Annotated in this window: 15 protein-coding genes, 1 tRNA gene and 1 riboswitch; of the genes, 4 read left to right on the top strand and 12 right to left on the bottom strand. The window is 72.1% G+C overall.

Annotated elements, in window-relative coordinates; translation table 11 throughout:
* Positions 1–8 precede the first annotated feature (8 nt).
* Positions 9–1,388 carry a hypothetical protein gene (locus ADL29_RS36625; protein ID WP_053927822.1) on the bottom strand — a complete coding sequence of 460 codons (1,380 nt, stop codon included), beginning with the start codon at positions 1,386–1,388 and terminating at the stop codon, positions 9–11.
* Between the two features lie 154 nt (positions 1,389–1,542).
* Here ADL29_RS36625 and ADL29_RS36620 point away from each other — a divergent pair.
* Positions 1,543–1,617: transfer RNA gene (locus ADL29_RS36620), tRNA-Val, on the top strand.
* Between the two features lie 692 nt (positions 1,618–2,309).
* Here the strand turns inward: ADL29_RS36620 and ADL29_RS36615 are convergent.
* Positions 2,310–3,146, bottom strand: coding sequence for an ATP-grasp domain-containing protein (locus ADL29_RS36615; protein WP_053927821.1), 837 nt, complete (start codon positions 3,144–3,146; stop codon positions 2,310–2,312).
* 488 nt (positions 3,147–3,634) lie between these two features.
* On the opposite strand from ADL29_RS36615, the gene ADL29_RS36610 reads away from it, so the two are divergent.
* A complete protein-coding gene (locus tag ADL29_RS36610) occupies positions 3,635–4,135 on the top strand; it encodes a VOC family protein (protein WP_046928224.1) in 501 nt (166 codons plus the stop codon).
* A 31-nt stretch (positions 4,136–4,166) separates the two neighbouring features.
* Here the strand turns inward: ADL29_RS36610 and nicT are convergent, their stop codons facing one another.
* From nicT to ADL29_RS36585, 5 genes are all read right to left on the bottom strand, one after another.
* Positions 4,167–5,291: a Nickel transporter NicT gene (nicT, locus tag ADL29_RS36605; protein WP_053928056.1), complete on the bottom strand. Its 1,125-nt coding sequence runs from the start codon at positions 5,289–5,291 to the stop codon at positions 4,167–4,169.
* A 31-nt stretch (positions 5,292–5,322) separates the two neighbouring features.
* Positions 5,323–5,542: riboswitch (cobalamin riboswitch) on the bottom strand.
* 114 nt (positions 5,543–5,656) lie between these two features.
* On the bottom strand, positions 5,657–6,505 hold the full coding sequence (locus ADL29_RS36600; RefSeq protein WP_053927820.1) for an alpha/beta fold hydrolase: 849 nt from the start codon (positions 6,503–6,505) through the stop codon (positions 5,657–5,659).
* A 121-nt stretch (positions 6,506–6,626) separates the two neighbouring features.
* Positions 6,627–7,178, bottom strand: a complete 552-nt coding sequence (locus tag ADL29_RS36595) for a MarR family winged helix-turn-helix transcriptional regulator (RefSeq protein WP_053927819.1) — start codon at positions 7,176–7,178, stop codon at positions 6,627–6,629.
* A gap of 82 nt (positions 7,179–7,260) precedes the next feature.
* Entirely contained in the window at positions 7,261–7,932 is a 672-nt protein-coding gene (locus ADL29_RS36590; protein ID WP_053927818.1) for a nucleoside/nucleotide kinase family protein, read from the bottom strand.
* Positions 7,933–7,978: 46 nt separating this feature from the next.
* Positions 7,979–8,464 (bottom strand): cupin domain-containing protein, encoded by a 486-nt coding sequence (locus tag ADL29_RS36585; RefSeq protein ID WP_053927817.1) that lies wholly within the window; start codon positions 8,462–8,464, stop codon positions 7,979–7,981.
* Between the two features lie 166 nt (positions 8,465–8,630).
* Between ADL29_RS36585 and ADL29_RS36580 the strand changes: the two genes are divergently transcribed.
* Positions 8,631–9,212: a TetR/AcrR family transcriptional regulator gene (locus tag ADL29_RS36580; RefSeq protein ID WP_053927816.1), complete on the top strand. Its 582-nt coding sequence runs from the start codon at positions 8,631–8,633 to the stop codon at positions 9,210–9,212.
* A gap of 49 nt (positions 9,213–9,261) precedes the next feature.
* Here ADL29_RS36580 and ADL29_RS36575 read toward each other — a convergent pair whose 3' ends face one another.
* Positions 9,262–10,431, bottom strand: a complete 1,170-nt coding sequence (locus tag ADL29_RS36575) for a methyltransferase (RefSeq protein WP_053927815.1) — start codon at positions 10,429–10,431, stop codon at positions 9,262–9,264.
* 155 nt (positions 10,432–10,586) lie between these two features.
* Between ADL29_RS36575 and ADL29_RS36570 the strand changes: the two genes are divergently transcribed.
* Positions 10,587–11,516 carry a universal stress protein gene (locus ADL29_RS36570; protein ID WP_053927814.1) on the top strand — a complete coding sequence of 310 codons (930 nt, stop codon included), beginning with the start codon at positions 10,587–10,589 and terminating at the stop codon, positions 11,514–11,516.
* 39 nt (positions 11,517–11,555) lie between these two features.
* Here ADL29_RS36570 and ADL29_RS36565 read toward each other — a convergent pair whose 3' ends face one another.
* From ADL29_RS36565 to ADL29_RS36550, 4 genes are all read right to left on the bottom strand, one after another.
* Positions 11,556–12,146 (bottom strand): GNAT family N-acetyltransferase, encoded by a 591-nt coding sequence (locus ADL29_RS36565; RefSeq protein WP_245689790.1) that lies wholly within the window; start codon positions 12,144–12,146, stop codon positions 11,556–11,558.
* 75 nt (positions 12,147–12,221) lie between these two features.
* Positions 12,222–12,878, bottom strand: coding sequence for a DedA family protein (locus ADL29_RS36560; RefSeq protein WP_053927812.1), 657 nt, complete (start codon positions 12,876–12,878; stop codon positions 12,222–12,224).
* Positions 12,879–13,137: 259 nt separating this feature from the next.
* Positions 13,138–13,602, bottom strand: coding sequence for a DoxX family protein (locus ADL29_RS36555; protein WP_046928232.1), 465 nt, complete (start codon positions 13,600–13,602; stop codon positions 13,138–13,140).
* Positions 13,603–13,681: 79 nt separating this feature from the next.
* On the bottom strand, positions 13,682–15,667 hold the full coding sequence (locus ADL29_RS36550) for an FAD/NAD(P)-binding protein (RefSeq protein ID WP_425424309.1): 1,986 nt from the start codon (positions 15,665–15,667) through the stop codon (positions 13,682–13,684).
* Positions 15,668–15,894 lie beyond the last annotated feature (227 nt).

Here is a 15,894-nt window from a genome sequence, read left to right as displayed (position 1 = left end):
GCCGCGCCTCAGCCGCCGGCCGCGCCCCGCCCCTCCCGGATCTCCTGCACCACCCGGGCGACGGTCTCCCGTACGGCCTCGGTCTCGGTCAGGAAATGCCACCAGTCCGGATGCCGGCCCTCCAGGCCCGCCACCGCCCGCTCCAGCCGCGCCACCGCATCGTCCAGGGGGCCGGCATGCCGCGGATCGGGGGTGTTGCGCCCGGCCATCGCCAGCCGCTGCGCATCACGGATCGCGAAGCGCGTCCGATCGACCTCCTTCTGCCGGTCGAACGACACCGCATCCAGCCGCTGCAACCGGTCGCCCGCCGCCGACACCGCCGCGTCGGTGCCGTCCAGCAGGGCCCGTACGGTCCCCAGCCTGGTCGTGGCATCCGCCCAGCGCTGCTCGTCGCGGGCCTGCTGCGCCTCCCGCAGCTTCGCCTCGGCCTGCCTGACGGACTCCGCGGCCTGCTCCGGCACCTTCTGCAGGTCCTGCCAGCACGCCGAGCTGTACCGCCGCCGCAGCTCACTCAGGATCGGATCGACCTTCTCGGCACGGGTGCTGATCGCCTGCGCACGCGTCCGCAGCGACACCAGCCGCTTGTCGATCTCCGCCGCCTTCTCCGGCAGCCGCTCGGCCTCGCTACGTACTTCCTCGGCCTTGCGCAGCACGTCGTCGGCGCGCCGGATCGTTTCCTGGACACCGTGCTGTCCGGCGCCCTGATTGAGCTTGGTCAGCTCCGGCGCGAGCGCCGCCAGCCGTGCCGCGAGCTCGTCGGCCTTCAGGCCCTGCGCCCGGACCGCATCCAGCGCATTGCTGGCCGCCAGCAGCGTCTGCCGCGCCCGCTCCACCGCCGGTGCCAGCCGTGCCAGCTGCGTCTCGGCGCTCTGCAGCAGCGGCCCCAGCCCCTGCGCGAAGCGGTCGAGGTCGGCCTTGACCTTGTTCAGTTCGTCCTTGGCCCGGTTCAGATCGGCCCGTGCCCGCGATATCGCCGCGCCGTCCAGGTCGTCCCGGTCAAGATCATGGGAATCGACGGCGGTGATGTATCCCTGGCTCACCTCATCGATCCGGCGGCCGAACCCCGCGTACTCCTCCGCCGCCCGCCGGGCCGCCGGCGAATCGTCGACCGCGGTGATCGTCTCTATGGAGATCCGCAGATCCCGCTGCGCGGTGTCCAGCTCGTAGAACGCCGCCGCCGCGGCATCCTTCGCGGCCTGCGCATCGGCCCGCTGTCCGTCCCCCCGCCCGAACCAGCGGCGCGTCCCCCCGCCCGCGAACGACTGCGGCGCCAGTGCCGCCAACAGCGGCAACGGCAGCAGGACGAGCGTCACGAGGTCTGTGACGGGACCCCTCCGGGGACGACGGCGTGCTCGCTGCTCGTACGGCTGCGTGTGTGTCGCCGTCACATCCCTCTCCCGATCGGATTCGCCCCAGAACCGACTGTCATTCTCCCACTCCGCAGAAACGAACACACCGGCCGGTAAGTTCGCGGTTCGAGCACCGGTTTAGTACTGGTTTGCAGTGCAGCCCCGTCGGCAAGGTAGTCTGTCGGCTCGGCCAGGGCGCATAGCTCAGCGGTAGAGCGCTGCTCTTACAAAGCAGATGTCGGCGGTTCAAATCCGTCTGTGCCCACCATGTGTGACCAGCATAAACGCAGGAAATGTCCTTCCGGAGCATGATCCGGAAGGACATTTTTTTGCGTTGCGGGGGATGGGCGGGGGACGGGGCGCTGGTGGTTGTCCCGGGGATGCGGGGCTCTGCGGAGTCGGAATGATCATGCGCTGGGTGGCGGCGCTCGAGTGGCATTCGCGGGAGAAGCCGTTCCTCGTGCCCGTACGGGCCGGCTGCAAGCGTCCGGGACGATGGCCGGGGCAGAGACGGGTGGGGCGCATCTGTCCCGGCCTCGACGGGGCTGCCGCCGATCGCCCAGGGGTGACGGAGCCGCCTTTGGGCGGGAGTGATGGCGGGACGGCGTGACCGCCGGCCTGGCGGTGGCGCCACGGCCAGGCTTCGGCCGGTGAGCAGTGGCCGGCTCGACGTTCTTGTCGCCGTTGTCGGCGGATCGCCGCCTGACTGGGGAGATCAGGCGCGTATGGACATGGCTGTCATGTCCCGGGTTTGTCGCCCCCCGGTCGGGCAGTGCAGTTGGTCCTGGCGTGCATCTTTTGCGGGGTGCGCGATGCAGTGAACTGCTTTGGATGGCACGGGAGTTGGCGAGAAGGTGGCCGCTTTGGCGCTTCCGGCGGTTGTCCTGCTGGGTGGGCCGGCCGTTGACGCGCATCCAGGGGCCCCGCCTCCGGCTGTCCGCTGTCCGGCAGCCTTGCAGGTCAGGGGTGTGGCGGAGCGTCCAGGAACCGGTGGAGGGAGGCCGTCATGCTCGTCACGAAGGTGTCGCGGGTGTGGTCGGGGACCAGGTCCAGGGACAGGTAGGGGTTGAGGTCCTCCAGCTCGACCAGGAGCAGTTCGCCTTCCTGGGTGCGGCAGGCGTCCACGCGCTGGATGCCGTGGCCGAGGGTGTTCCAGTCGATGAAGCGGTCGGCGAAGGCGAGGTCGGTGCTGGTGGGCTCGTAGGGCTCCAGGACCCAGCGCCGGCCGGGATCGGGGGCATGGAGGGCGTACTGGAAGGCGTCGTCGACGTAGTAGAACGACACCTCGTAGCGGAAGTCGATGCGCGGCTGGACGAGGATGTCGCCGTAGGCGAGGCCGCCCAGGCCGTCCTGGGGGACGAAGGCCAGGCCTATGGAGTCCGCGCCGGCCTTCGGCTTGACCGCGTACTGACCGGCTGCGGGCAGCATGTGCAGGTCCTGGGGCCGGTCGACGGTGGGTATGACGGGGTATCCGGCGGCGGTCAGATCCAGCAGGTACTGCTTTCCGGCCATGTCGCCGCGCCCGGACAGCGGGTTGTAGACCCGGGTGCCGCGCACCGTGGCCCGCACCCGGAAGGCGTCGTACTCCTGCTGGTAGTGCAGCACGGGGCCGCTGTTGCGGACCACGACCGCGTCGAAGGAATCCATCAGCGCGGCCGCATCCAGCGGGTGGCACAGCGCGATGTCGAAGTCGTTGCGCAGCCGGGAGGTGAGGAAGACGTCCTCGTCGCAGTAGCGCCGTCCGCGGGCCTGGTAGGCGAGATCGGTGACGAACAGAACACTGGGGCGGGCGGGCACGGTGCATCTCCTCGGGCGGCGGTCCCGTCAGCCTAACGGTGCGCGGGGCACGGGCTTGGTGCCGGCTGCCTGAGCCTCGTTCCCGCGGGACGTCGTCGACCGACCCGCAGTGGCCGCATGCGGTGCGAGCAGCCCGGTGGGCGTCAGGACGGCCCAGCGAGCTGCCCGTGGCTGTGGCCGTCGTCCGGCCCGAGGCGGGCGATCCGGTCCGCGTGCTCGGCCCGCTCCGTCGGCCACATGCCGAGGTACGGGGCCGGGCCCAGGTTGTACGGCAGTGCTGCGGCGCTCCCAGGGGGCGCGTTTGTGTGGTTGTTCGGCTTTTTCGGCTTGTTCTTGGTTGTCCGTTGCGGGGGGCGCTGTGTATCGTCACAGGCATTGAATTGAAGTTTCAAGTAAATCGTAGAGTGCGCAGAAGTGAGCGGAAGTGCACGGGGAGTAGTGGAGCCGCGGCGTCCCGGGGGCGCCACGTCGGGAGTTGGGAGAGGTTCTTGTCCGTACGACGTCTCAATCACGCGGTGCTCTACATCCGCGATGTGGCGCGGTCCGTCGCCTTCTACACCGAAGCCCTCGGGCTGACGCTGGACATCGAGATACCGGGCCGCGCTGCCTTTCTCAGCGCTCCCGGTTCGCTCAACGATCACGATCTGGGGCTGTTCGCGGTGGGGGCGGAGGCGCCGGGACCCGAGGCGGGTCGCGCCGGGCTCTATCACCTGGCCTGGGAGGTCGGGACGCTCGGCGAACTCGCCGCGACCGAGACCCGGCTCGCGGCCCGTGGCGCCCTGGTGGGTGCCACCGACCATCTCGTCTCCAAGTCCCTGTACGCCAAGGATCCGGATGGCAACGAGTTCGAGGTGATGTGGCGGGTCCCCCGCGAGGAGTGGCCCGGCCCGGACGAGCAGGACCGGCTGCGGCCGCTCGATCTCGCGGCGGAGCTCAAGCGCTGGGGACCCGACCTGATGACCGGCGCGGCGGCGGGCTCGGCCACCTGACAGGCCGGCGCGTTGGCCGGGGGTGTACGGGCTACGAGCCCGACGCCCCTCGCGCCGCCCAGCGCTTTTCGACTCCGGACAGGCGCCAGTACGCCAGCGCGGCCGCCCACACCACCACGAACAGGCCGACGAGGACGAAGCCCGCGTTGTCGAGGTCGATGGAGGAGATCCAGCCGGTCAGGGGGTCGTCGAGGGCGAGTTTGTCGTGCAGCACGGTCACCAGCTCGATCGTGCCGATGAAGAACGCGACGGCGATCGACAGGCCGGTGATGGTGAGGTTGTAGTAGACCTTGCGCACCGGGTTGGAGAACGCCCACTGGTAGGCGAAGTTCATGAAGGTGCCGTCGAGGGTGTCGAAGAGGCTCATTCCGGCGGCGAACAGCAGCGGCAGGCACAGGATCGCGTACCAGGGCACACCGGCCGCGGCGCCGCTGCCCGCCATCACCATCAGCGTCACCTCGGTCGCGGTGTCGAAGCCGAGCCCGAAGAGGAAGCCGAGCGGGAACATCTGGCCGGGGCGGGAGATGGAGCGGGTGAAGCGTCCCAGGAAGCGGTTCATGAAGCCGCGCGCATCGAGCCGCTGCTCCAGTTCGGCCTCGTCGTAGTTGCCGTCGCGCATACCGCGGAAGACCCGCCAGATCCCGGCCAGCGCGATGAGGTTGAGGGCGGCGATGAGGTAGAGGAACGTCCCCGAGACCGTCGTGCCGATGGTGCCGAGGACCTGGTGGGTGCGGGACGCGTCGTTGAGGAGGGTGCCGGCGAGCTGGGCGCCGCCCGCCACCAGGGCCGCCATCACGACGACCACGCTGGAGTGGCCGAGGGCGAACCAGAAGCCCACCGAGACCGGCCGTTTGCCGTCGGCCATCAGCTTGCGGGTGGTGTTGTCGATGGCGGCGATGTGGTCGGCGTCGAAGGCGTGCCGCATGCCGAGGGTGTAGGCGGTGATGCCGAGCCCGACGCCGAAGACCTGGCTTCCGACGGAGTAGTGATACGGGACGACGAGCAGGAAGAGCACGCCGAAGGCGATGACGTGCAGGCCGGCTATGACGGCCATCAGGCCGGCGGTGCGGACGGTGTCCTGCCGGCGCCAGCGGAAAGTCGGGGAAGCAGGGGAAGCAGGGGTGGTCGGGCTCGGGGTATCGGTGGACAGGGCCATCCGGCGGTCACGCTCCAGCACCTCGTGGATCAGTTCGTGAGATGCCGTGGCCGGTCTCCTGGCTTACGGGTTCGCTGACGCTCGTGCCCGCCCCGCCTTCCCGGCCGCAGGCTGCGGTCAGTGGCGCCGTACGCGCGCCGCGCATACGGAAGGGCCGGAAACTCCCCGATCACAGTGGCGAGGGCCGCTCCGGACTGGGACCACAAGGTCCGTCACCGGTCTTCCCGAACACCACGGCATGGTCACTTTAACTGCCGACCTGCAGTGGCCGTTCTGACCAGCCGTCCCGGACCAGCCGTTCTGGACCAGCCGTCCCGGAGTGGTGTGAGAGTGGTGCGAGGGCTGCCTTCGGAGGCCGGGCGGTATCAGCGTGCCAAGGAGGACAGGAAGGCGCGCAGTTCGTGGTCGAACAGGGCGGTGTTCTCCAGGTTGACCATGTGGGCCGCGCCGGGTACGCGGACCCTGCGGGCACCCGGCACGGCGAGGGTGAGGGCGTGGGCGTTGGCGCTGATGTCCGTGCTGTCGAGATCGCCGTCGAAGACGACCGTCGGCACCCGTATCTCGGACAGCCGGCCGGCGGCCCCGACCTCCAGGGGCATGCCGGCACCCACGCCGTCGGCGTGCGCCTCGGCCGTGGCCGTGGCCGAGGCGCGGATCCGCTCGCGCAGTCCGGGGTGGACATCGGACGGCCTGCGGTGCGGGCCGTCCACCCACATCCGCAAGAAGTGCTCCACATACCGCTCCAGGCCGTCCGGTGCGCCGATCGCCGCCACCTGCTCCTTGATATGACCGAGGACGAACGGGTCGGTGAAGGCGCGGCCGCTGATCCCGGGCGAGGCGAGCGCCAGGGCGCTGACCCGCTCCGGGTGGGCGAGGGCGGTGTCGAGGGCGACCCGGGAGCCGTGCGAGAGACCGACGAGGACGGCGCTGGGGACCTCGAGGGCGTCGAGGAGCGCGCACAGGTCGTCGTGGTTGGCCCAGTCGCCGGTGGCGGTGGACGAGAGGCCATGACCGCGGGAGTCGTAACGGATCACGCGGTGGCCGGATCCCACCAGCCAGCAGAACTGCTCGTCCCACATGCGCTGGTCGAGCATGCCGCCGTGCAGCAGCACCACCGCGGGACCCTCGCCAGCCGTCTCGTAGAACAGCTCGCCCTCCTCGATCGGCACGGTGCCGTTGTCGAGCTCGGTCCAGGCGGCGAACGGGTGGGTCATTCTCTGCACTCCCTCGGAAACGAGCGGTCTTGAACGAGCGGTCTTGAACGACCGGCGGGGCGGTGCGACGGGGGCGTCGAGCCGTGGGACCTGCAGGTTATGAGATGGTGCGGATCTGCGGTTATTCGGGGTGGTTGTCCTTGTTGTCGGGGTCCTCCGGGGCGACGCGTGAGCCGTTCGCGAGATGCCGGAACTCCTCGCCGAGCCGGTCGAGTACGCGAAGCGTCGTCGAGACCTCCTGCGCGGACAGGTCGGACAGCGCGCGGCGCAGCTCGGCGGCCTCGGACTCCTGGATTCCCCGCATCAGTTCGCTGCCCTCGGGGGTGAGCTCGATCAGGGATGAACGGCGATGCGCGGGATTCGGGGCCGTCGCCACCAGGCCCAGCTCCGCCGCGTGGTTCACCCAGCGCTGCACCGGCTGCCGGTCGAGGCCCATGGTGCGGGCCAACTGCGGCACCGTCCGGGGGCCTTGGCTGCGCAGCGCATCGAGCAGTGCGTGCTCGCCGGCGGTCATGCCTGTGCCTTCCAGCTCGCGCTCCACCGCGCGCACGACCGTGCGGTGCAGGGGCCACAGGCGCCGTATGACGCCGTACAGAAGGTCGTCGGTGGGGGCCGGTCCGTCGTCACCGTCGCTATCGCTACCGCTATCGATACCACTCTTTACGACACTCATGGTGTCAGAATGACATCGGAAGTGTCGTTTGGGAAGGCGCTGTGCGCGGAAGGATGTCGGTGAAGCGAGGGCGGAGCGAGGGTTAGCCGGCCGGTGTCCGGTCGGGCTGTGGGAGGGGGGCTTCTTCGGGGGTGAAGGTGACGATGAGGTCGGCGCGGTCGCGGGTCGCCGCCACGGTGCGGGCGTTCGCCTCGTCCGAGATACGGACGAACCGTTCGGCGTCGGCGCGCGGGCGGCCGAAGCGTTCATGGCGGTCGACCAGGCGCCGGACCCGCTCCGGGGTGTCCAGGTCGACGTACCAGACCTCGTCGAGCAGAGCGCGGACGGGCGCCCATGGCGGGGAGTTGAGAAGGAGGTAGTTGCCCTCGGTGACGACAAGGGGGATGTGGGGTGCTACGGGGATGCTTCCGGCGACCGGTTCTTCGATGCGGCGGTCGAAGGCCGGGGCGTAGACGGCGGTGCCGGGTTCCGGGGAGCGCAGGCGGGTCAGCAGTGCCGCATATCCGGCGGGATCGAAGGTGTCGGGTGCGCCCTTGCGGTCGATCCTGCCCAGGCGGTGCAGCTCCGCCTCGGCGAGATGGAAGCCGTCCATCGGGACCAGTACGGCCTGTCCGGCCAGCTCCGCCACCAGGTGGGCGGCGAGGGTGGACTTGCCGGCGCCGGGCGGGCCCGCGATGCCGAGCAGCCGTCGGCGGTCGGGGCGGGCGGAGGCGGCGAGCCGGCGGGCGCGGGACAGAAGGTAGGGGGTGTCCATGGTGCGTCCATGGTGCCCGATGGGCGGCGGGTTGCCGGGGCGGGTTTCAGCGCCGGTATTCCATCCCGTATGCGGCGCCGATCTCGTTGAGGCGGCCGAGGTCGGGGTGTCCGTCCTTCATGACCACGGGACCGGCTTCGAACATGTCCTCCATGAACTCCTCCCAGCCTCCCGGTGACGAGATCTGCAGGCATCTGGCGGGCGGCCGGGAGGCGTTGCGCAGCGCGTGCGGTATGCCGTGCGGCAGCAGGACGCACATTCCGGGCGTCAGCCGATGGGTGGCGCCGTCGAGGTCGACCTCCATCTCGCCCTCGAGGATGTAGAGGAATTCGTCGGCGTCGTGGTGGATGTGCGGCGGAATGTCGATGTCGAGCTGGGTCTCCAGGACGGAGAGCCGGCCCTCGGTGTCGCTCGTGCGGGCCTTGACGGCGAAACCCGGCGGGAGGGGGACCCGTCCCGGTCGCCGTGCGCCGGCCGGCAGTGCGAAAAAGCGCTCTGCGGACGGCCTCGGCCGCGCTGTCTCCTTGGGCATGGTGATTGCTGGTCCTCTCCGGAGCCGGACATAAGACGACGTGCGCGAGATCGGAAGCTGGGAAGTCGGAAGCTGAGAAGGGAGCTGCAAGGGAAGCGGAAGCAGGAGGTGAAAACAGAATCGGAATCCGATTCCGTTTATTTAGCGTAGCAGTAGCATCGGCGATGTGGCAGCCTCCTCGACCTCCCCCGCACCGCAACGCAGACCACGCGCCGATGCCGAGCGCAACCGCACCCGTGTGCTCGACGCCGCGCGTGAGGTGTTCCGTGCGCGCGGCGACGAGGCGCAGATGCCCGAGGTGGCCCGTGCGGCCGGGGTCGGCGTCGGCACGGTCTACCGGCACTTCCCGAACCGGGCGGCCCTGATCGCCGCGGTGGGGGAGCAACGGCAGGCGGAGATCGTCGAGTTCGGGCGCACGGCCTGTCTGCCGCGCGCCAAGGCCTCGGAAGGACTGGCCGCCTACCTCGAGCACATCGGGGAGGTGCTCGGTGCCGAGCGCGGGCTGTCCGCATCCATCGAGGCGGCGTTCGGATCGGCCGAACCGACCGGGGAAGGGCGTGCGGGAGCCGAGGACGTCGCCGCCCGACTCCTCGCCCGGGGCAAGGAGGAGGGCACCGTGCGGCCCGATGCCGAGGTCGGTGATGTGGTGATGATCGTCTGCGGGCTGGCCGCGGTGATCCGCAATGACGCCGGGGACTGGCGCCGCTATGTGCACAACGCGTGTGCGGGGCTGGGGACTTCGGGCTGAGACCGGTACGGGCGGGTGCTCCGGCCGGCGGCCCGCGGGCCCCGCGGTGTCAGGTCGCCGCGCCCAGCCGCCACAGGGACGTGACCTCCGCCGCGCGGGCCACATGGAGCGGGTCGGAGGTGTCGCGGGCACGCGGATGGCGCGGTGCGATGTCGAGCCGGTCCAGGACCGTCAGACCGCCTCGGGCGAAGGCGTCCAGGAGTTCGGCGCGTGGCCGCAGCCCGAGGTGTTCGGCCAGGTCGGAAAGGATCAGCCAGCCCTCGCCGCCCGGTGCCAGATGGTCCGCCAGGCCGTCCAGGAAGCCGTGCAGCATCCGGTTGCCCGGATCGTAGACCGCGCGCTCCACCGGGGACGTCGGTTTGGCGGGCACCCAGGGGGGATTGCAGACGATCAGCGGGGCGCGCCCGGCCGGGAACAGATCGGCCTCGACGACCTCCACCTGCCCGGCGGCCCCCAGCCGTTCGGTGTTCTCGCGGGCGCACGCCAGCGCGCGCGGATCCTGGTCGGTGGCGACGATCCGCCGCACCCCGCGCCGCGCCAGCACGCAGGCCAGTACGCCGGTGCCGGTGCCGATGTCGAACGCCAGGTCCCGGCCGGGCAGCGGCGCCTCGGCCACCAGGTCGACGTATTCGCCGCGGGCCGGTGAGAAGACGCCGTAGTGCGGATGGATCCGGTCGCCGCCGAGCGCCGGGATCTCGACGCCCTTTCTGCGCCATTCGTTGGCGCCGATGAGGGCGAGCAGTTCCCGCAGGGAGAGCAGGGAGCCGGCGGGAGCGGGGCCGGCGGTTTCCGGCTCCGGCGGCGGGCCGTAGGCCCTGGTGCAGGCCTCGCGGACGTCGGGCGCGCGGTGCAGCGGGACGGTGTAGGACGCGTCGAGCGGGACCAGTAGCATGCCCAGGATGCGGGCGCGCTGGTTCTGGGCGGCGCGGTGCAGATGGAACGCCTGGGTGACATCGGCGGGCGGCGCCTTGCGGGGGCGGCGGTCGATGCGGCGGGTCAGCGCCGTCAGCAACTGGCGGGCGTTGTGGAAATCGCCGCGCCACAGGAGGGCGGTGCCCTCGCAGGCGAGCTTGTAGGCGTCGTCGGCCCTGGTCCGGTCGTCCGCGATGACGATCCGGCGGGGCGGCGGGGAGCCGTTCTCGGAACGCCAGCGGGCGGAGCGGGCCTCGTCGGCCTCGGTCCATGTGACGACCGGCGGAGCGACGACCGGGGAGTTCACCGAATTGTGCCTCGTGTCAGTGGTTCGGGTCCCTCCTTGCGGAGGGCGACGTTCGACTCTACTCCGTGTCGGGGCGGAACCTGCGCCCGCTGTCGTCCGCACCCGGGCGGGAGCAGGATGGAATGAGGCGAGAAAGCGGGCGAACGGGGGTGTGGATGGCGGACAGGGGCGATCTCCCGGTCATCGTCGCGGTGGACGGCTCCGCCGACAGTGAGCGGGCGTTGCGCTGGGCCGGGGAGGCGGCGCGGCTGCGGTCCGCGTCGCTCCAGGTGGTGCATGTCTGGCCGTACGTCACCGCCGTGCGGGTCGCCGACGACGACGGAACCGGCGATCCGGTGCTGGACGAGCTGCGTGCGCAGCCGCTGGCCTGGAGCCTGCCGGATGTGGCGTTCCGCAGCCTCAGCGGGCTGACCGACACCCAGCTGCCCGCGCTGGGCGCCGAGGCGCAGCTACTGGTCCTGGGCTCCCGCGGCCGCGGCGGCTTCACCGGCCTGCTGCTCGGCTCCAACGGCATGGCCTGTGCCGCCCAGTCGGCCTGTCCGGTCGTGGTCGTACCCCGCCCGGACCGCGGCGGCACCCGGCGGGGCGAGGACGGCGAGCGCCTGCCGCCGGACGTCCCGCAGGTGGCCCTCGGCGTGGACGCTGCCTTCGACGAGCCCGGCGCGATCGGCTTCGCGCTCGCCGAGGCGAGCCGCCGCGGCGCCCGCCTCAAGGTCGTCTCCGGCTACTCCTGGCCGCTGCTGATGCCGCCCGCCTTCGAGTACGTCACGGCCTACGAGACCGGTCAGCGGGAGTACGAGGACGCGCTCGGCACCCAGCTCGCCGATGCCCTCGCCCCGCACCGCGCCCGCCACCCCGAGGTCGGCGTCCAGGTCGAGCTGCGGAACGCGGACGCCGCCGGGCAGTTGGTGGCGGCGTCCCAGGACAGCGATCTCGTGGTGGTCGCACGGCGCCGCCGCCGGCTGCCGATCGGCCGGCGGCTGGGCGGGGTGGCCCATGCCGTACTGCTGCACGCCGTCTGCCCGATAGCGGTCGTCCCGGAGGAGGCGCAGGGCCCGCAGGAGGCGAGGTCCCCGGAGGCGTAGCCCGCCCGGCGGCCGGACGGGCCCGGCGGCCGGAGCCGGTCAGCCGGTGCCGAAGGCCGCCGGATAACGGACCGTGCCGCGCGGCGGTATGGAGCCGTCCAGGGACAGCGCCATGAACGCCTCCTCCGGCCAGGGCTGCGGAGGCCGGATGCCGAAGCGGGCAGTGGCCGGTTCGAAGCCGAAGCGCGGGTAGTACGGCGGATGGCCGAGCACGATCGCGGTCCGTTCGCCGGCCGCCCGTGCCGCGTCCAGCAGCGCCCGGATCACCGCGCTGCCCGCACCGCTCTTCTGGTGCTCGGGGGCCACCGCGCACGGCGCGAGCGCCACGGCCGGGACATCATCGACGTAACAGCGCGTCAGCAGGGCGTGGGCGGCGACCGGGCCGTCAGGGGCGTCGGCGACGAACGACAGACCGGGGAGCCAGGCCGCCGGGTCGCGGCGCAGCGCGTCGACGAGATCCGCCTCCTCCGCCGTCCCGAACGCGGCGAGGTTGACCCGGCGGACGGCGGATATGTCCGCGGCGGTCTCGGGGCGGGGGAGCCACCCGCCGGTCCGCACGCTGCCGCTGCGGATCGGGTCGCTCATGCCGCCGACGTCGTCTGCACCGCTCGAACCGCTCGGACTGCTCATGCCCGCAATGGTCGCACCGGGGTCTGACAACGAGCCATGCGTTTTCCGCTCCCACCCGGCGCCCGGCCCCGGCCGTCAGTGCGCCGCCCGGCGCTCCGGCCGCCGTATGAGGTACACCGCCGCCGACCCCGCGGCGAGGAGGGCGACCACGGACAGCGCGGTGCTCGCCCAGGACGCGCCGAGCCACTGGCCGCCGAAGTAGCCCAGGCTCACGCTGTACGCCGCCCAGGTGAGACCGGCCAGCGCGGACCAGGGCAGGAACTCGCGGACCGTACGGTGTGCGACGCCGGCGCCGAGGCTGACCACGGAGCGTCCTGCGGGTGCGAAGCGGGCCAGGACGACGATGCCGCCGCCCCCGCGGGTGAGCGCCGCGCCGAGGCGTTCCTGCGCGGCGGACAGGCGGCGGGACCGGCCGATGGCCCGGTCGAAGCGGTCGCCGCCGCGCCAGGCCAGCCGGTAGGCGACCATGTCGCCCAGTACCGAGGCGGTGGCCGCGCACAGGACCAGCGAGAACATCGCGGCCAGGTGGGGGGTCCCGCCGTGGACGGACGTGCGGGCGGTCACGGAGCCGACGGCGTCGGCGGCGGTGGTGGTACCGGCGGCCGTGGTCGCCGCGGCGACCACCAGGACCCCGCTGGGCAGGATCGGCACAAAGACGTCGAGGACGATGGAGAGGCTGACGATCACGTACACCCAGGGGGTGCCGCTGAGGGACCCCAGGTCTTCCAACAACGTGCCACTCCCGGTCCGAACCCGCCGCGACGTCGCTCGGTGCGGCAGGGGCGGCCCTTCAGCCATACAGCGTACGCCTGGCCCTTTCGGGCCTCTGACCTGGGGCGGCAGGTGTTGCGTGGGTCACCGGACCAGCACCTGACCGGCCCCCTGGGACGGCTGGACCGGCCCCCTGGAACGAGACGGCCCGTACGGCGGCGATGCCGTACGGGCCGGGAAGCGGCAGGGGGACGCTCGCCGCAACAGATCGGGCGCCGGATCAGACGGCGCTCGGCTCGGGCTCGGCGGCGGGTGCCCGCTCGGCCTGGCGGTCGCCGAAGAAGAGGCGGTCGAGCGACCAGGCGCCGGGGCCGATGAAGGCGATCAGCAGGAAGGCCCAGCAGAACAGCGCGGACGCCTCGCCGCCGTTCTGGATCGGCCACAGGGCGGTGCCCTGGTGGACGGAGAAGTACGCGTACGCCATCGAGCCGGAGCTGACGAACGCCGCCGCGCGGGTGCTCAGGCCGACCATCACGAGGATGCCGCCCGCGAGCTGGATGACCGCGGCGTACCAGCCGGGCCAGGCGCCCGTGGGGACGCTGGCGCCGGTGCCCATGGCGCCCCCGAGGACGCCGAACAGCGACGAGGCGCCGTGGCAGGCGAAGAGCAGGCCGATGACAACGCGGAACAGCGCGAGGACGTGCGGGGTCGATCTCTGCGTGAAGGAGGTCAGCTGAGCGGACATGAAGTGTCTCCTGCGGGTTCTGGGGACGAGGGAACCGTGGAGGGCATAGGTTAGGGGAACCTAAGATGTACTTGCAAGTTCAACATCTTGCCGTGTCGCCGGCACCCGCCCCGCCGGCACCCGCGGGCACCGGCACCCGCACCGCCGCCCGGAGCGCGGCCCGCGCCACCGCATCCGTGTCGGCGAGCGTCACCGACCCCACCCCGGGACGCGCCCCCGCCGCCGTCACCCAGTGCACCCCTTCCGTCGGCACCCCGACCGCGAAGCGCCGCGGATGGCGCCTGCCGTCGGCCTCGACGAGGTGGTACGGGCTCGGCGACACATCCAGGCCGCCGGTCTCGTAACCGTCCACCGTGTGCGGCCGGCAGCCCCCGTCGGCCAGCAGGCGGGCCAGCAGCTCATCGGCGGTGCGCCGCAGATCCGGCTCCGGCAGCCGCGCCTCTATCAGGGCCGTCGCCGTCACTCCGGACCCCGGAACATCCGGCGAATGCGCCGTGAAGCCCGGCCCGCCACCGTCGACGGCACCCGGCCGGATCTCCATCCGGGGGCCGATCACCTCCAGCACCCCCGCCGCCATGAGTGCCGCCATCTCCTCTATGCGGCGCCGCGGTGGCCCGATGGACAGGAAGGCGTTCAGCGGCGTGTACCAGCGGTCCAGATGGTCGCGGCGGGAGGCGCCCAGCAGTCCGCCGTGGTCGACGATCTGCCGCAGCTCGTTGCGCAGATCCCGCAGGACGTCCAGCGCCGCCTTGACCGGACCCGCGACATTTCCGTGCCGGGCGTCCGCGACATCCTGCCTCAGCCGGGCCAGCAGCCAGTCCCGGAAGGCGGCGGGCCCGGCGAACCGTCGGTCCGCGTACGGGCGGGAGATCCGGTCCCAGTCCCAGCGATCGGCCGGCGCGATGCCGAACGCGTCCAGGACGGCGGCCTCTTCGGGGCTGCGGTGCGCGCTGACCAGGAAACGCGCGCGGAAACGTTCCGGTGTGCCGCCGGGGGCGCCGCCTCCCCGCCGGCCCAGCAGCGCCTCGTAATAGACCGTCTCCACCTCCTTGGCCACCAGGGGCCACACCTCCACCAGGAAGTCGGGCAGATCGCCGGAGTCGGCGCGCTTGCGGAAGGCGGCTATCACCTCCGGAGTGAGCAGCAGCGGCAGATGACGGCCGTGCGCGCCCTTCGCGTTGTCGCCGCGCGCGTGATACGGGACGCCGCGCCGCGAACCCGCGTACAGCCGGGGCTCGCGCCCAGAGGCCCGGTAGGCCAGTGTCCCGTCCGCCGCCCGGACGAACCGCCCGCCGCGGGCCGTCGTCAGCAGCGCCATGTGGTCGAAGAAGTTCAGACCGAGCCCGCGCAGCAGTACCGGGCGGCCCGGGGCCAGCGCCGACAGGTCCGCGGCGAGGTCGGCCGGGTTGGCGGGCGGGAGGTAGCGCAGCCCGTGCGCGGCGGCGTACCCGGCGAGCCGCTGCTCCTCCGGGGCGGGCGCGGCGGGCAGATGGCCCTGGGCGAGCACCACCGCCCCCAGGCCGTGCAGCACCCGGCCGTCGTCCAGGTGGAGCGACTGGGTGCCGTCGGGCGCCTCCGCCAGACGTACGGCACGGGCGGCGTGCGGCACGACCGTCACCCCCTCCGGAGCCGTGCGCACCACCCGGCGGTGGAACCACTCCAGGTAGCGGCCGTACAGCGCCCGCGCCGGGTAGTCGTCCGGCCCGACGTCGCAGCCCTCCCAGTCGTACAGGCTCGGCCCGGTGCGTATCGGCCCCGCGCACTCCACACTGGCGTCGGTGAACAGCGTGACCTGCGACGCCACGGTGTTCATCAGCAGCTCGGGCGACTGGGCGGTGCGCCATACCTGGCCGGCACCGGGCGGGGCGGGGTCGATGACATGAACGGCCAGGAGGGCGTCCGGGGCCAGTTCGGCGGCGGAGGCGCAGATCCGCTCCAGCACACTCGTACCGCGCGGCCCCGCGCCGACGAGGGCGATGGCGGGCCGGGCGTGGCGGTCGGCGATGTGGTCGGCGGCCAAGAGGGGCTCTCCCTGGGGCGGCGGGCGAATCGTGCGCCCCATCATCACCGCCTTCCCCAGCGTTTCAGCACCCGGGTAGACCAAAATCACGCGCGGAAATGCGGGCCGCCCGCCTGGTGGCCGTGGGCCCGCAGGAGCGGATGCCCCCGCATCACCGCATTACCCGGCAAGCCGCGCAGCGAAGGCCGAAACCCGCCAGACCGCCCCAAGCGCCGGGCGCCGTCCCGAGGGTGCGGTACGGCGCTGCGCCCGCCGTCCGGGGCCACCGGACG

Origin of the sequence: Streptomyces chattanoogensis (assembly GCF_001294335.1) — a bacterium.
GTDB lineage: Bacteria > Actinomycetota > Actinomycetes > Streptomycetales > Streptomycetaceae > Streptomyces > Streptomyces chattanoogensis.
Note: the sequence above shows the minus strand (reverse complement) of the source record. Positions and strands in the feature narration are given on the sequence as shown.

Bases quoted from the DNA above. Each gene is read 5' to 3' on its own strand.
- nicT (WP_053928056.1), bottom strand. From the start codon at position 5,291: ATGGCCCTGTCCACCGATACCCCGAGCCCGACCACCCCTGCTTCCCCT.
- ADL29_RS36600 (WP_053927820.1), bottom strand. From the start codon at position 6,505: ATGACCCACCCGTTCGCCGCCTGGACCGAGCTCGACAACGGCACCGTG.
- ADL29_RS36595 (WP_053927819.1), bottom strand. From the start codon at position 7,178: ATGAGTGTCGTAAAGAGTGGTATCGATAGCGGTAGCGATAGCGACGGT.
- ADL29_RS36590 (WP_053927818.1), bottom strand. From the start codon at position 7,932: ATGGACACCCCCTACCTTCTGTCCCGCGCCCGCCGGCTCGCCGCCTCC.
- ADL29_RS36585 (WP_053927817.1), bottom strand. From the start codon at position 8,464: ATGCCCAAGGAGACAGCGCGGCCGAGGCCGTCCGCAGAGCGCTTTTTC.
- ADL29_RS36570 (WP_053927814.1), top strand. From the start codon at position 10,587: ATGGCGGACAGGGGCGATCTCCCGGTCATCGTCGCGGTGGACGGCTCC.
- ADL29_RS36565 (WP_245689790.1), bottom strand. From the start codon at position 12,146: ATGAGCAGTCCGAGCGGTTCGAGCGGTGCAGACGACGTCGGCGGCATG.
- ADL29_RS36555 (WP_046928232.1), bottom strand. From the start codon at position 13,602: ATGTCCGCTCAGCTGACCTCCTTCACGCAGAGATCGACCCCGCACGTC.
- ADL29_RS36550 (WP_425424309.1), bottom strand. From the start codon at position 15,667: ATGATGGGGCGCACGATTCGCCCGCCGCCCCAGGGAGAGCCCCTCTTG.